A 13,589-nucleotide genomic window follows, 5' to 3' on the forward strand; every position below is an offset into this window, starting at 1 on the left:
CATGCCTGCGTGAAACCGAAAAAATTACCGCTCTCGTATGACCGAACGATCGATCAAGTCGTTTCGTCCGACTTTACGGGCCATTTCTGGGATAAAAACTGTTGTTTTTTCGTGCGGATGACCCCACAGGCCGCTGCAAAAAAGGCCGATTATCTCTGCACGGATCTGCGATTTTACCGCCCGGCGACCCGAGAAGCCTTGATGGGCGGACCTTCCGCAGCGCGCGTGCCGATCACGGAACCGCACAACAAACGATTTGAGGCCGGAATCAGGTGTTGTTCGGAGAATTGCTTGGGGCGCGTCGGCGGGAGAATCGCATCATCCACTCACGACGGGGTCGCCATGTATCAGACGATGGAAGGAAACGCCAAGCCGCATCGCACGGCAGCGTGTTTCGCCGAAGGATCGCAGGACAGCGCGGCGACGCAGGCCGAATTGCTGCGCGCGCTGCAGTCGGCGTCGGACAACATCATGCGCCTCGCGGGCAAGTTGCGCGGCGAGCGCGACGCCACCGCCGACGATGCAGTGACCATCACCGAGCAGCATGCGCTCGCGCAAGAGCTGATCGGACGTTTGCTGGCGCTGCCCGCGTCGCAGGCGTAAGGACCAACAGGGCTAACGGAAGGCGGGCAGCGGTGACGGCACGAGCCGCCCGCGCCCGGAGCATCGGGGAGAAGGAAATGAGCTACTTGACGATCATCGCCGCGGTCTGGGGAATTTGCGCGATCTGCGCGGTGCTGTTCATCCGCGGCGCGGCGCAGCGCAATCCGGAACCGCTGCGCGTGCAGCGCGACCACGAGCCGGTCCGACATGCGTCGAAGGACTTCGGCCGTTCGCTCTGACCCGGTGACATCGGCGAGGCGCTCACACGCCTCGCCGGAGAAGCATCGGAAAGCAGTGTCCTTTCCGTCTTATTTGCCCGCGCCGATCGCAGCGACCGCCGCGCGCAAGCCCAGCAGATAGCTATCCACGCCGAAGCCCGAAATCTGCCCCTTGGCGATTTCCGCGAACACCGACTTGTGGCGGAACTCTTCCCGCGCGTGAACGTGCGACATGTGCACTTCGATGATCGGCGCCGTCACGATGGCGAGCGCATCGCGGATCGCGTAGCTGTAGTGCGTCCACGCGCCGGCGTTGATCACGATGGCATCGACCTTTTCTTCGAACGCGCGATGAATGCGCGAGCACATCTCGCCTTCGATATTCGTCTGGTAGCACTCCACCTCCACGCCCAGCTCCTTGCCGAGCGCGGCCATTTGCTCGTCGATTTGCGCAAGTGTCGCCGTGCCGTACTGCTTCGGGTCGCGCTTGCCGAACATGTTGAGGTTGACGCCGTGCAGCGTCAGGATCTTTGCCATGTGATTTCCTTGAACTGGAAGGGGAATTGAAAATTCAGGCGGTCTCGACGATCTTGCCGCTCGTGGCGGCGAGCGCGATGGCCTCGGTGATGCGCAGATTCTGCAGCCCGTCGCGCGCGCTGACAATAGGCTCGGCTTCCCCGCGCGCCACGCGCCCGAAATGCTCCATCTGATGCGCGAGCGGATCGTCGCGCCGCATCGGCACGATGCTTTCCTCGAACGGCTTCCACCATGAACGGTCTTCGGCCCGTGCGTAGGTCTTGAGACGCATCGTCGGAATGGAAAGCGAGCCGAAGGTGCCCGCGATCACGTAGCAGTCTTCGTCGGGATAGGTCGAATAGGCCTTGTTCTCCTGCGACGTCTGCTCCCAGCTACGCGGCGACGCGGCCGTGTCGGACAGCATGAACGTGCCGAGCGCGCCGCTCGCGAAGCGCAGATTGATCGCGACGGTGTCCTCGACGGGAAAGCCGCGCGTCGCATGCGAAGCGAACGCCTGCACCGCGACGATATCGCCGCACAGCATGCGCAGGTTGTGCACCTCGTGAATCATGTTGAGCAAAATCGGTCCGCCGCCCGGCTCGCGCCGCCAGGTCGCGCTGGCGTAATACTCGTCGGGCTTGAAGAACACGGCGCTGCCCATCACCGCGACGAGCTTGCCGAGCCGCCCTTCGTCGATCACCTGCTTCGCGCGCGCCATGATCGGGCTATGCGCGCGATGATGGCCGATCAGCACCTTGACGCCCGAACGTTCGGTTTCATCGACGAGCGCCTGCGCTTCATCGACCGTCGGCGCGATCGGCTTTTCCAGCAGCATCGGCACGCCGGCCGCGAGACAGATGCGCGCGTGCTCCACGTGCAACTGATTCGGCGTCGCGAGCACGACGCCGTCCGGGCGATCCTTCGCGAGCAGTTCGTCGAGCGTCCTGTAGAGCGGCACGCCCGCTTGCTCAGCAATGGCCGCCGCCGCCGGAGCCGGATCGACGATGGCGGAAAGCGTGCACGTCGCGCTCGCCTGCGCGACGCCCATGTGCGCCTGGCCGATATAGCCCGCGCCCGCCACCGCGATACGTGTTCTGGATGAGTCTGTATTCACTTGAATTCACCGGGTTGATAAAAGAGCGCGCGCGAAGGCACGCGGACAGCGCGAGCCGCGCGCCGCCGTGAGAAAAACCAGTTGGGGAAATGAACCTCAGGAAGCGCGCGCGTTCGCGATCGATTCCGCGCGCAGACGGTCGTACTCGGACTTCTCGACCGGCCGCGCGTCGCGTTCGCCGAGCCGGCTGAGCGGAATGCGATACGTCTCCCGCGCGCTCCACGCCGCGATCGCGGAGATGATCGTGACGGCGAGCGTGATCGAGCCGATCATGAACGGAATGTTCGTCGATCCCGGCGGCGCGACGGTCGCGAAGAGCGCGGGCAGGAGCGCCGTGATCGTCGTGCCGACGTTCTGCGATATCGCCATCGCGGAAACGCGCGTGCGCGTCGGGAAGAGTTCGGGATAGAAGCTCGGGAAAATCGCGTTGTAGCCCTGGTAGACGATGCCCCACATCAGCAGCGACGCGAAGATCGCCATGCCGACGTTGTGAATGCTGATCGCATAAAGATACAGATACGAGAGCAGCCCCGACGCGATCGCGCCGACGATGATCGGCGGCTTGCGGCCGATCTTGTCGGAAAGATTGCCGACGAGCGGAATCACCACGACGGCGAGAATATTGCCGACGACCGGAATCCACAGATACACGCTCTTGTGAAAGCCGACGCCGTAAGCCGCCTGCACCGCGTACGCCGCGCCGAAAATGGTCGCGACCACGGGAATCACGTTCATCAGCGCCATGCAGACGACGCGGATCATGTCGCCGAGGTTGTACTTGAAGGCATCGACGATCGGCGAGCGCGGCACCGCGCCCTTTTCGCCTTCCTTCTCGAACGCGGGCGTCTCGTGCACTTCGCGGCGGATGATGTAACCGGCGACCAGCACGATCGCCGAAAGCAGGAACGGGATGCGCCAGCCCCACGCGTTGAACGAATCCTCCGGCATGTAATAGGCGAGCGGCAGGAACACGGCGGCGGCGAGAATCTGCCCGGCCTGCACGCCTTGCAGCGTGAAGCTCGCGAAGTAGCCGCGCCGGCCGAACGGCGAGTGCTCGAGAATCATCGAGCTCGCGCCCGAGATTTCGCCTGCAACCGCGAAGCCCTGAACCAGCCGCAGGATCACGAGCAGCGCCGGCGCGAGCATGCCGACGCTGTGATACGTCGGCAACAGGCCGACTGCCATCGTCGAGAAGCCCATCAGGAACATGCACAGCACGAGCACGGTCTTGCGGCCGTGGGTATCGCCGAAATGGCCGAGCACGAACGCGCCGATCGGCCGCGCGACATAGCCGACGCCGTAAGTCGCGAGCGATGCGACGATCGCCACTTTCGGATTGCCCGACGGAAAGAAAAGCTGCGGAAAGATGAGCGCGGCGGCCTGCGCGTAGATGAAGAAGTCGTAGTACTCGAGCGCGGAGCCGATCCAGCCGCTCGCGGTGGCTTTCTTCGTCTGTTTCCGGTGCTCGGCGTGCGACTCGCCTTTGGCACCCGGTGAGAGAGAGTTCGTGTCCATGACGTCTCCATTTATGTTTCGCACGACGGTTTCTGTGGCCATCTTTACGACGATGCTGCGCTTTCGTTCTTCGCCGACGACGTCCGCGCCGGGTCGCGCGCTGGACATCCGTTCATGATCGCCCTTGAATCGAAAGGTTTCGATGAGGCAAAACCCGCGCGCCGGCGTTTGGCTGAAAGGTGTGCCCGCAAGATTACTATTTCTGGCGAAAAGCATAATCCGGCCAGAAGGAAAGTCAGAATGCGCTCCGGGCGAATAATCGGTGACGAGCGCCTAAAGTTTGTGCAGACGCGGCCGTATACACGACTACCGGCGGTGACGGCATCGCCGCCGCCTTGTTTTCGTCCTCTCGCTGGCCCGGTCTTCCGTATGTCAGGCAATCCGTCCTTGATCGATTCGATTCTGGCCACGCCGGCGACAGAGAACGGGCGCATCACGGCCGCGATTCGCGCGTCGCTGCTGTCGACACTCGTCGAGGATGTCCGCCCGCTCCTGCTTTCCGGCCTGTCCAGCGCGTTCGTCGCGATGATCGCGCTCGGCCGCCAGCAAACGCTCTGGGCGATGCTCTGGGTCGCCGCCGATCTGCTCCTGCTCGCCGCGCGTTTGTCCATCGTGGGCCGCTATCGCGCGCTGAGCCGCCCGAGCGCGCCGCATCCCGGCCCGTGGGCCGCGCGCTACGCGCCGTTCGCGCTCCTGACGTGCCTCGTGTCCGGCCTCGGCACCATGGCCTGCGTGATTTCCGGCGACGCCGTGCTCGCCTCGCTCGCGATCATGGTGACGGCGGGCCTGCTCGGCGGCATCGCGTCGCGCAACGCCGGAACTCCGCATCTGGCGGTCGCGCAAGTGTGTCTCGGCGCGCTGCCGATCGGCGTCGGCGGGTTGTTCGGGCCGTCCGGCTACTGGATTCTCGTGCCGCCGCTCTTTCTCTACATCGCCGCGATGTGCGCCGTCGTGCAGCGTCACTATCGCGGCCTCGTCGCGCTGATGACCGCCGAACAGGGTCATGCCGAAATCGCCGCGCGTTTCGACGCGGCGCTCGCGCACGTGCCGCACGGTCTGTGCACCGTGGATGCGTCGGGCAAGGTGGTGATCGCGAATCGCAAGTCGGCGGAGCTGTTCGGCGCGACCGTCGAAATGCTGCGGCTGAACGTGTCCTTGCCGGAGTTCATCGGCTATGTCGGCGTGGCGAAGTTCGGCGACACCCTGCGCGCGCAGTTCTCCGAGCGCTGCGCGCAATGGCTCGAAGCGGGCAACCTGCGGCTCGATCTGCCGCTGCGCGACGGCCGGCATCTCGAACTGAGCCGCAATCCGGTGCCGGACGGCAGCGCGGTGATCATCATCGAGGACGTGACGGAGCGCCGCAAGGCCGAGGCGAAGATCCTGCACTGGGCGCATCACGATTCGCTCACGGGCCTGCCGAACCGCCGCTATCTCGGCGATCACGCCGAGCGTCTGATGGCGGGCGGCGCGGGCCGCGAAAAAGTCATGGTGATGTACGTCGATCTCGACGGCTTCAAGCGCGTCAACGACACGCACGGCCACAACGCGGGCGACGATCTGCTGAAGCTCGTCGCCGACCGCCTGCGCAACGCGATGCGTCACGGCGAACTGGCCGCGCGCCTCGGCGGCGACGAATTCGCGATCGTCGCGACCTACATCGGGGATGCGTCGAACGCCGTGTTCGCGCGCAAGATCATCCGCGAGCTGTCCGCGCCCTATGCGCTCGCGTGCGGGCAGACGGTGCGGGTGGGCGTGAGCGTGGGCATCGCGCTGGCGCGTCCGGGCGAAGTGTTCGAAAGCGCGTTGAAGCGCGCCGATGCCGCGCTCTATGAAGCGAAATCGGAAGAACGCGGCAGCTATCGGTTCTCGGGACGCGACGGGGAAGCCGTCGCGAACGACGAGCAGGCTGTCGCCGCACTCGGCGAACGCGGACGCGGCTGGTAATGCGCAGCCGCGCATCACACGTTGGTATGAGCGCGCCGAGTCGTTCGTAGAATGGCCGGCGCGCGTGCGCGTCTCTAAGCTGACGTCATGGTCACGCAATGGGAGCGCATCATGGGCGATACATCGACACGCATGTTGTTATCAGGCTGCGCGGCCGTGCTAGCGTTCGGCGCGTGGTACTCAATGAACGCGCCGCATGACTGGCGCGCGCTCCATCGCGCGGGATACGACACCGAATTGCCGCTGGAGCGCATCGCGCTCGCCGAGGAAGCGGCATCGTCGGCGAGGAAGCCGCGCCGATAACCGCGCGCTACAGCCGCTGCGCCCGCGACGGCGTCGATGCGCCCTGCGGCATCTTCACGCCGAGCGCTTCCGCCTTCAGCACGAGATCGGCGAGCGAGCGCGCCGCCATCTTCTTCATCGCCTGGCCGCGATGAATCTTCACCGTGATTTCGCTCAGGTTCATCTCCGCCGCGATCTGCTTGTTCATCAGGCCCGACACGACGAACGCCATGACCTCGCGCTCGCGCGGCGTCAGCAAGTCGTACGAGCGCCGCAAGTCCGCGACGGAACGGCTCGCGGCGCGCCGCTCCTCGTCGGCCTCCAGCGCCTGCGCGACGGCATCGAGCATGTCCTGATCGCGGAACGGCTTCGCGAGGAAATCCCTGGCGCCGGCCTTCATCGCCTTCACGGTCATCGCGATGTCGCCGTGCGCCGTCATGAAGACGATCGGCAGGCCGAGCTGGCTCGCGGCCATCTGCTCCTGCACGGCGAGGCCGCTCTGCCCTTTCAGCCGCACGTCGAGGATCAGGCAACTGGGCACCTCGGGCATGTCATACGCGAGAAACTCGTGCGCGGACGCGAACGTCGTCACGTTCAGGCCGACCGAGCGCAGCAGCGAACGGAGTGCGTCGCGCATGGAATCGTCGTCGTCGACCACGTAGACCATCGCCGCGTTCGTCTTCGTGTCCTTGTCAATGCTCATCGTCTCCCCCCTTGTTTTCGGGCAGCACGAAGCGCAGGCGCGCGCCGCCTTCGCCGGGCGACTCCGCCCATATCCTGCCGCCGTGCGCCTCGATGATCGAACGGCATATCGACAAACCCATGCCCATGCCTTCGGCCTTCGTCGTGAAGAACGCGTCGAAGAGACGGCGCGCGTTCTCTTCACTGATGCCCGTGCCGGAATCCTGCACGGTGATCTGCGCATAGCCTTCGTCGCCCGGACTCGCGCCGGTCGCGATACGCAGCACGCGCGGCCGGTTCACGCCGGACATCGCCTGCGCGGCGTTCATGATCAGATTGATGAGCACTTGCTGCAACTGCACGCGATCGCACTGCACCGTGGGCGACGGCGACGCGAGTTCCGCACGCACGTCCACGCGATGACGTTCGAGCTCGCGCCGCACGAGCTCGATCGTCTCGCAGACGATCTCGTTCACGTCGAGCGTCGCGGGCTGGCTGTCGCGCTTTCTGGCCATCGCGCGAATGCGTGCGATGACCTCGCTCGCGCGCTTGGCGTCGCGGATCATCTGCGTGATCGATTGCTGCGCTTCCGCGATTTCCGGCTGCGCGCGATCGAGCCAGCGCAAACCGGCGTCGCCGTTCGTGACGATCGCGGCCATCGGCTGCGTGACTTCGTGCGCGATGGATGCCGCCAGTTCGCCCAGCATCGTCACGCGCGTCACGTGCGCAAGCTCGGCGGTCGAACGCGCGAGCGCTTCCTGCGCGAGCTTGGTGTCGGTGACGTCCATCAGCGCGCCGACGTATTCGTCGCCGTCGGCTTCGGTCGATGCGCGATGCGCGACGAAATGCACGTGCTTCACCGAGCCATCGGGCAACAAGAGGCGATGCTCGACGTCGATATCGCTCGCGCCGCCGATCGCCGCTTCATGCGCGCCGCGCACGATCGCGATGTCGTCGGGATGCGTGCGCGCGAGAATCGCGTCGATGGACGGCTCGAGATCGCGCGGGTAATCGAAGATGCGGTACGCCTCGTCGGACCACCACATCGTGCCGGCGGGCAGGCGCGTCGCGATGCTGCCGGTGCGCGACAGGCATTGCGCGTCGAGCAGAAACGCTTCGCTGCGCTTGAGCGCGTCGCGCTGGCGCTGCAGTTCCGCTTCCATGCGCTTGCGCTGCGTGATGTCGTTGCTCGTCGCGAGCACGGCGCGCGGCATGCCTTTCGCGTCGCGCAGCAACGCGGCGCGGCTGGCGATCACGATCTCGCTGCCGTCGTGCCGCACGCGCGTGACCTCGCCGTCCCACCGGCCCGAGCGCAGCAGCGTCGTTCGAATCTCCGCGTGCGGCACGGGCGAGTGCGACTGCGTCATGCGCTGAATCGGCTGGCCGATCGCCTCGCGCGCCGGGCAGCCGTACAGCGCTTCCGCGCCGCGATTCCAGAACGTGATGCGGTCGTTCATGTCGTGCGCGACGATCGCATCGTGCGCGAGATTGAGCAGTTCGAGCTGCTCCTGCATCTTGGTCGTCGTGGACTGATTGCGCAGCGACAGGATGCCGGTCGTGCCGATCGCGAGCAGGCTCACCGCGCAGCGCGCGAGCGCGCCGCCCGACACGTTTTCGTCGTGCGAGAGAATGAAGCCGACGAGCGTGAGCACGACGCAGCCCCACGTCGTGGAGACGGTCGCGGTGCGATTGCCCGTCGACGCGACGAGCAGCACGACGACCACATACAGCACCGCGATGGCGATATCGAGCGGCGTGAGCGCGTCGATCAGAAACACGACGAGCGCGATGGCCGCCGCGAGCATCCACACGATGCGCGTATCGTGACGCACCGCGCGCGGCGCGCTCTGGAATGTCTCCATCACGGCCGGCCGGACGCCGGGGAAGGCGGCATGGTCATGAGCGTTCGATAAGACGTTCGTTGAAGATATCGCGGCCCGCGCGGCTACTGAGCACAGCGCGCCAGCCGGACGACGCAATGAATTCTAATCCTTCCAAAAGCCTTGCTTGATGCGTTCCAGGCAATCGGCGACGGCGGTTCCATCGACGGGCTTGCTGAGAAAGCACACCGCGCCGCCGTCGAGCGCTTGCCGGCGCGCGGCATCGGAAGCGAACGCGGTGATGAACATGACCGGCACGTCCGGTTTCAGTTCGCGCAGACGCTGCTGAAGCTGCAGGCCGGACATGCCGGGCATGTCGAGATCGGTGATGATGCACGCGAGGCCGTCGAGCGGATCGGCGTCGAGAAACGCTTCCGCCGACGAATACAGGCTGACTTCCCAGCCGAGCGAGCGCAACAGGCTGGAGGAAGCGACGCGGACGGATTCGTCATCGTCGATCACGGAAACTCTAAAAGGCGATTGCAAGGCGTTGTCCTGGACCGTGCGTGATTGTCGGCGGGCTTGGGACGGGTCCGCCGCTTGATTGCAACTCATCTTACGCATGGGGTCACGGCCGCGAAATCATATGTACGTATAGGTTTGATTTCTTACGACGAAACCGGGCAACGGCGTATCGAGCGCGTTGCGCGGCAAAACCGTATAGTCCCGTTCTGCCACTTCAGGAACACACATGTCGACTCCAACATCGACCCCGCTCGACGGCGGCAAGCGCGTCGAGCTCACGCGCGGACTGATCGCGCTCTTCGCGTTCTGCTGCGGGGCGATCGTCGCGAACCTGTACTACGCGCAGCCGATCACCGAACTCATCGCGCCCGATCTGCACATGGCGGGCGGCACGGCGAGCCTGATCGTGTCGCTCACGCAGATCGGCTACGCGCTCGGCCTGTTCTTCATCGTGCCGCTCGGCGATCTGCTCGAAAACCGCAAGCTCATGATCGCGACCGCGCTCGTGTCGATCGCGAGCCTCACGGCCGCCACGTTCACGCACACGCCCGGCTGGTTTCTCGTAATTTCGCTGATGATCGGCTTTTCGTCGGTGGCGGTGCAGATCCTGATTCCGCTCGCGGCGCATCTCGCGCCGGACGAATCGCGCGGCAAGGTGGTCGGCACCATCATGAGCGGCCTTTTGCTCGGCATTCTGCTGTCGCGGCCGATATCGAGTCTCGTCGCGGGCCACTTCGGCTGGCGCGCGATGTTCGGCGCGGCCGCCGTGTTGATGATCGGCATCACGACCGTGCTCGCGCTGACCATTCCGCGCCGGCAGCCGAGCCATCAGGCGACGTACTTCGAACTGATCGGCTCGCTCGGCCACCTCGTGCGAACGATGCCGGTGCTGCGGCATCGCTCGTTGTATCAGGCGCTGATGTTCGCGTCGTTCAGCCTGTTTTGGACCGGCATTCCCGTCGAACTGACGCGGCATTACGGTCTCTCGCAGACGGCAATCGGCATTTTCGCGCTCATCGGCGCGACGGGTGCGACGTCCGCGCCGATCGCCGGGCGTCTCGCGGACGCGGGGCACACCGTGCGCGCGACGTTCATCGCGCTGATTCTCGCGGCGCTCGCGTATCTGCCGGTCGTGATCCATCCGGCGTGGGGCGTCGGCGCGCTCGTCGTGACGGGCATCGTGCTTGATTTCGCCGTGCAGATGAACATGGTGCTCGGCCAGCGCGAAATCTACGCGCTGCACGCCGCGAGCCGCAACCGGCTGAACGCCGTGTACATGACGAGCATCTTCGTGGGCGGCGCGTTCGGCTCGGCGTTCGCGAGCCCGCTGTACGAGCACGGCGGCTGGACGCTCGTCGCGACCGTCGCTACGGCGTTTCCGCTCGTCGCGCTCGCGCATTTCATTCTCGTCGGCCGCCATCGGCGGGCCTGAAGCCGCTCCGCCGATTCACGCGGTCACGGCTTGGGAATGCGAATGCGGCTGATCATCAGCGACCCGGAAATCGCGTAGATCAGCACGAGCGGATGCAGCGTGAAGCCGCCGATGCGCCACGTCCCGAGCCACATGCTCTCGCCGATCGCGCCGGACCACGCGCCGACGGTCAGCAGCAGCACGATGACGAAGGACGTCGGAATGGGCGTGCCCTCGAAATGCGTGACCTTGCCCGCGCCGCCCGACATCTCTTCGGTCGTCACGTTGTAGCGCGCGAGACGCGACACGCCGCACGCGACGAAGTACGCCAGCACCACGCGGTCATACAGTCCGCGCATGCCGAATCCATAGCCGATGATCGCCGGCGCGACGCCGAACGAGATCACGTCGGCGAGCGAATCCAGTTCCTTGCCCAGCAGCGACGCCTTCTGACGCCAGCGCGCGATGCGCCCGTCGAGCACGTCGAAGACCAGCGCGGCGAACACGAGCGCGCAGGCGAGATAGATATGCAGCACGTCGGAATCGTCGAGATAGGACATCGACGAGAACAGCGCGCCCGTGCCGCACACCGCATTACCCAGCGTGAACCAGTCGGCCAGGTGGAAATCGCGGATCATCGAGAATCGTTTCATTCGTTTCTGTTTTCGTGATGTTCGGGCGGCGCCGACGACCAGCGCCGCAAGGCTTTCAAGTCTATCATCGCGCCCTCTTTCCTTAGCACTCCGCATGCCCGGCTAACCTGAACGCGCACGTACAGGTTTGTGTTATGATGCGCGGCATCGATCCTGTATTTTCGATGCCGTCATGCCCGCGACCAAGCCCGAATTCCTCACCATCCGCGACGCCGCCGAGCGCCTGCAAGTCACGCCGCGCACGCTCAAGTATTACGAGGAGCGCGGGCTCGTCACGCCGTCGCGCAGCGAAGGCCGCTACCGGCTTTACAGCGAACAGGATCTGGACATGTTCGCGCGCATCCTGCGGCTGCGTTCGCTCGGGTTTTCGCTGCAGGGCATCGTCGAGATGCTGAAACGGCCGATGGAAACGCAAGGCGAAGGACGCGGCTATTCGGCTTCGTCGTTGCGGGAGATCGAACAGGCGCTGTCGCAGCAGATCGAATCGGTCGATGCGCGCATCGCCGCCGTGCGGCGCGAACTGAAGGAAGCGCAGGCGGTGCGCGGCGAACTCGCGAGCGACCTGGATTATTTGCGGCGCAGAATCGCGGGCGAAAGCAAGGAAGTGCTGCTGCGCGAGCGCCTCATCGCGCGCAAGCAGCGCAAGACGTCCGGCACCGAGGACGCCGACGAATGACCGAAGCGTCTTATCGGCCTTCGAAGCCGGTCGCGGAGCGCGTGCTCGGCGATCTGTTCCCGTGGGCCATCGCGCTCGCCACCGGTCTCGACTACTTCGACAACTCCGTCTTCTCGTTCTTCACGAGCTATATCGCGGGCGGCGTCAATGCATCGTCCGATGAACTCGTGTGGGCATCCAGCGCGTACGCGGTCGCGTCCGTGCTCGGCATTTTGCAGCAGCAATGGTGGATCGAACGGCTCGGCAACCGGCGTTATATCGCGGGATGCCTGTTTCTGTTCGCGGCGGGCGCGGTGGCGGCGACCTTATCCGAATCGGCCATCGAACTGGCGCTCGCACGCGGCTTTCAGGGCTACTTCATCGGCCCGATGATGAGCGCCGCGCGCATCCTCATTCAGACGCGCTTTTCGCCGCAGAAGCGCCCCGCCGCGACGCGCCGCTTTCTCAACATGATCCTGCTCGGCACCGCGCTCGCTCCGCTTTGCGGCGGCTATCTGGTCGCGTCGCTCGGCTGGCGCGCGCTCTTCTCGTGCACCGCGTTCGCGGGCGTCGCGCTCGGCGTGCTGGCGTTCGTCGGGGTGCCGTCGACGGGCCGCGTGCAGCCCGAGGAACGCGGCGAAGCGCACTTCTGGCCGTACATCATCTTCGCGTTCGCGCAGGGCGCGCTTCAGATCGTCATGCAGCAAGTGCGTTTCGAGTTGTTCAGCACGTCGCCGGAACTGATCGTGCTGACGGTCGCCGGGCTGCTGTCGCTCGGCTGGTTCGTGTGGCATCAGTGGCATCATCCGAAGCCGCTGTTGCGCCTGCATGCGCTGCGCGAAAAGACGTTCCAGGTGGGCATCGTGCTGTACATCGCGTTCTACTACATCAACAACGCGATGAGCTTTCTCGTTTCGCGCCTGCTCGAAGGCGGGCTCGACTATCCGGTCGAGAACGCCGGGCGGCTCGTCGGCTTCACGTCGATGGTTTCGCTCGCGATGGCCGTCGTCTATTTCCGCTTCTCGTCGCGCATCAAGCACAAGAAATGGCTGATCGTGAGCGGCTTTCTGGTGGCCGCGTTCATCGGCACATGGATGATCAACATGCCGCCCGATGTCAGCATGCCGTGGCTCATCTTGCCGATGATCCTGCGCGGGCTGTTGCTGCTGTTCATTGCGCTGCCGGTCGCGAACCTGACCTTCCGCGTGTTCGCGATCGACGAATACAGCCACGGTTATCGCTTCAAGAATATCGTCAAACAACTGACGTATTCGTTCTCGACGGCGACCATCATCATTCTCGAACAACATCGCGTCGCGCTGCATCAGACGCGGCTCGTCGAAACGGTCAACGCGTATGACCCGACGTTTCAGAGCGTGTATCAGAGCCTCGTCGGCGCGTTCGAGCGCATGGGGCACGGCACGTCGGAAGCGAAGAGCCTCGCGTTCGCCGAGATCGGCCGCATCGTCACGCAGCAGGCGAACTTTCTCGGGTCGCTGGACGGCTTCTATTTCATCATCGGGATCGCGCTGTGCGCGAGCGTGATCGCGGCATGGCAGAAGCGTATCGACTGATTCGTGTCAAAGCAAAGCCAGTGGACGCACTCGGCGGCATGCGGATGTCGATGCGGTGCGCGAAAGCAGTCATCCGGT

14 protein-coding genes are annotated in these 13,589 nt (G+C 64.9%); 7 read left to right on the top strand and 7 right to left on the bottom strand.

The window, feature by feature from the left end; genetic code table 11:
* Positions 1-9: 9 nt before the first annotated feature.
* Entirely contained in the window at positions 10-603 is a 594-nt protein-coding gene (locus NOV72_RS32775; RefSeq protein ID WP_245933046.1) for a hypothetical protein, read from the top strand.
* A 77-nt stretch (positions 604-680) separates the two neighbouring features.
* Positions 681-842, top strand: a complete 162-nt coding sequence (locus NOV72_RS32300; protein ID WP_181291044.1) for a hypothetical protein — start codon at positions 681-683, stop codon at positions 840-842.
* A gap of 69 nt (positions 843-911) precedes the next feature.
* Here the strand turns inward: NOV72_RS32300 and aroQ are convergent, their stop codons facing one another.
* The 3 genes from aroQ to NOV72_RS14455 all read right to left on the bottom strand — a co-directional run bounded on the left by aroQ (position 912) and on the right by NOV72_RS14455 (position 3,966).
* Entirely contained in the window at positions 912-1,358 is a 447-nt protein-coding gene (gene aroQ, locus NOV72_RS14445; RefSeq protein ID WP_106855273.1) for a type II 3-dehydroquinate dehydratase, read from the bottom strand.
* 34 nt (positions 1,359-1,392) lie between these two features.
* Positions 1,393-2,451, bottom strand: coding sequence for a Gfo/Idh/MocA family protein (locus NOV72_RS14450; protein WP_106855274.1), 1,059 nt, complete (start codon positions 2,449-2,451; stop codon positions 1,393-1,395).
* Positions 2,452-2,547: 96 nt separating this feature from the next.
* Positions 2,548-3,966, bottom strand: a complete 1,419-nt coding sequence (locus tag NOV72_RS14455; RefSeq protein ID WP_106855347.1) for an MFS transporter — start codon at positions 3,964-3,966, stop codon at positions 2,548-2,550.
* Between the two features lie 369 nt (positions 3,967-4,335).
* Between NOV72_RS14455 and NOV72_RS14460 the strand changes: the two genes are divergently transcribed.
* Complete coding sequence (locus NOV72_RS14460; protein ID WP_106855275.1) at positions 4,336-5,910, top strand: sensor domain-containing diguanylate cyclase; 1,575 nt, start codon at positions 4,336-4,338, stop codon at positions 5,908-5,910.
* A gap of 87 nt (positions 5,911-5,997) precedes the next feature.
* The gene (locus tag NOV72_RS14465) at positions 5,998-6,213 is read left to right on the top strand and encodes a hypothetical protein (protein ID WP_106855276.1); all 216 of its coding nucleotides are present in this window, start codon (positions 5,998-6,000) and stop codon (positions 6,211-6,213) included.
* Between the two features lie 7 nt (positions 6,214-6,220).
* On the opposite strand, the gene NOV72_RS14470 is transcribed toward NOV72_RS14465, so the two are convergent.
* The 3 genes from NOV72_RS14470 to NOV72_RS14480 form a co-directional block, all read right to left on the bottom strand.
* The gene (locus NOV72_RS14470; protein ID WP_106855277.1) at positions 6,221-6,895 is read right to left on the bottom strand and encodes a response regulator transcription factor; all 675 of its coding nucleotides are present in this window, start codon (positions 6,893-6,895) and stop codon (positions 6,221-6,223) included.
* Positions 6,885-8,735, bottom strand: coding sequence for a PAS domain-containing sensor histidine kinase (locus tag NOV72_RS14475; protein WP_106855278.1), 1,851 nt, complete (start codon positions 8,733-8,735; stop codon positions 6,885-6,887). The genes NOV72_RS14470 and NOV72_RS14475 overlap by 11 nt, the downstream gene beginning before the upstream one ends.
* 123 nt (positions 8,736-8,858) lie before the next feature.
* A complete protein-coding gene (locus NOV72_RS14480; protein WP_106855279.1) occupies positions 8,859-9,215 on the bottom strand; it encodes a response regulator transcription factor in 357 nt (118 codons plus the stop codon).
* A 229-nt stretch (positions 9,216-9,444) separates the two neighbouring features.
* Between NOV72_RS14480 and NOV72_RS14485 the strand changes: the two genes are divergently transcribed.
* Positions 9,445-10,650: an MFS transporter gene (locus NOV72_RS14485; RefSeq protein ID WP_106855280.1), complete on the top strand. Its 1,206-nt coding sequence runs from the start codon at positions 9,445-9,447 to the stop codon at positions 10,648-10,650.
* A 23-nt stretch (positions 10,651-10,673) separates the two neighbouring features.
* Here the strand turns inward: NOV72_RS14485 and pssA are convergent, their stop codons facing one another.
* Complete coding sequence (pssA, locus tag NOV72_RS14490; RefSeq protein ID WP_106855281.1) at positions 10,674-11,282, bottom strand: CDP-diacylglycerol--serine O-phosphatidyltransferase; 609 nt, start codon at positions 11,280-11,282, stop codon at positions 10,674-10,676.
* Between the two features lie 172 nt (positions 11,283-11,454).
* Here pssA and NOV72_RS14495 point away from each other — a divergent pair, with 172 nt between their 5' ends.
* Positions 11,455-11,958: a MerR family transcriptional regulator gene (locus tag NOV72_RS14495; protein ID WP_106855282.1), complete on the top strand. Its 504-nt coding sequence runs from the start codon at positions 11,455-11,457 to the stop codon at positions 11,956-11,958.
* The gene (locus tag NOV72_RS14500) at positions 11,955-13,511 is read left to right on the top strand and encodes an MFS transporter (RefSeq protein ID WP_106855283.1); all 1,557 of its coding nucleotides are present in this window, start codon (positions 11,955-11,957) and stop codon (positions 13,509-13,511) included. Before NOV72_RS14495 ends, NOV72_RS14500 begins: the two co-directional genes overlap by 4 nt.
* Positions 13,512-13,589 lie beyond the last annotated feature (78 nt).

It is taken from the genome of Caballeronia novacaledonica (assembly GCF_900258035.1).
GTDB lineage: Bacteria > Pseudomonadota > Gammaproteobacteria > Burkholderiales > Burkholderiaceae > Caballeronia > Caballeronia novacaledonica.

What these genes read in the sequence shown, in the direction of transcription:
- NOV72_RS32300 (WP_181291044.1), top strand. Translation starts at nt 681, where the DNA reads ATGAGCTACTTGACGATCATCGCCGCGGTCTGGGGAATTTGCGCGATC.
- aroQ (WP_106855273.1), bottom strand. Translation starts at nt 1,358, where the DNA reads ATGGCAAAGATCCTGACGCTGCACGGCGTCAACCTCAACATGTTCGGC.
- NOV72_RS14465 (WP_106855276.1), top strand. Translation starts at nt 5,998, where the DNA reads ATGGTCACGCAATGGGAGCGCATCATGGGCGATACATCGACACGCATG.
- NOV72_RS14460 (WP_106855275.1), top strand. Translation starts at nt 4,336, where the DNA reads ATGTCAGGCAATCCGTCCTTGATCGATTCGATTCTGGCCACGCCGGCG.
- NOV72_RS14470 (WP_106855277.1), bottom strand. Translation starts at nt 6,895, where the DNA reads ATGAGCATTGACAAGGACACGAAGACGAACGCGGCGATGGTCTACGTG.
- NOV72_RS14455 (WP_106855347.1), bottom strand. Translation starts at nt 3,966, where the DNA reads ATGGACACGAACTCTCTCTCACCGGGTGCCAAAGGCGAGTCGCACGCC.
- NOV72_RS14485 (WP_106855280.1), top strand. Translation starts at nt 9,445, where the DNA reads ATGTCGACTCCAACATCGACCCCGCTCGACGGCGGCAAGCGCGTCGAG.
- pssA (WP_106855281.1), bottom strand. Translation starts at nt 11,282, where the DNA reads ATGAAACGATTCTCGATGATCCGCGATTTCCACCTGGCCGACTGGTTC.
- NOV72_RS14500 (WP_106855283.1), top strand. Translation starts at nt 11,955, where the DNA reads ATGACCGAAGCGTCTTATCGGCCTTCGAAGCCGGTCGCGGAGCGCGTG.
- NOV72_RS14495 (WP_106855282.1), top strand. Translation starts at nt 11,455, where the DNA reads ATGCCCGCGACCAAGCCCGAATTCCTCACCATCCGCGACGCCGCCGAG.
- NOV72_RS14475 (WP_106855278.1), bottom strand. Translation starts at nt 8,735, where the DNA reads ATGGAGACATTCCAGAGCGCGCCGCGCGCGGTGCGTCACGATACGCGC.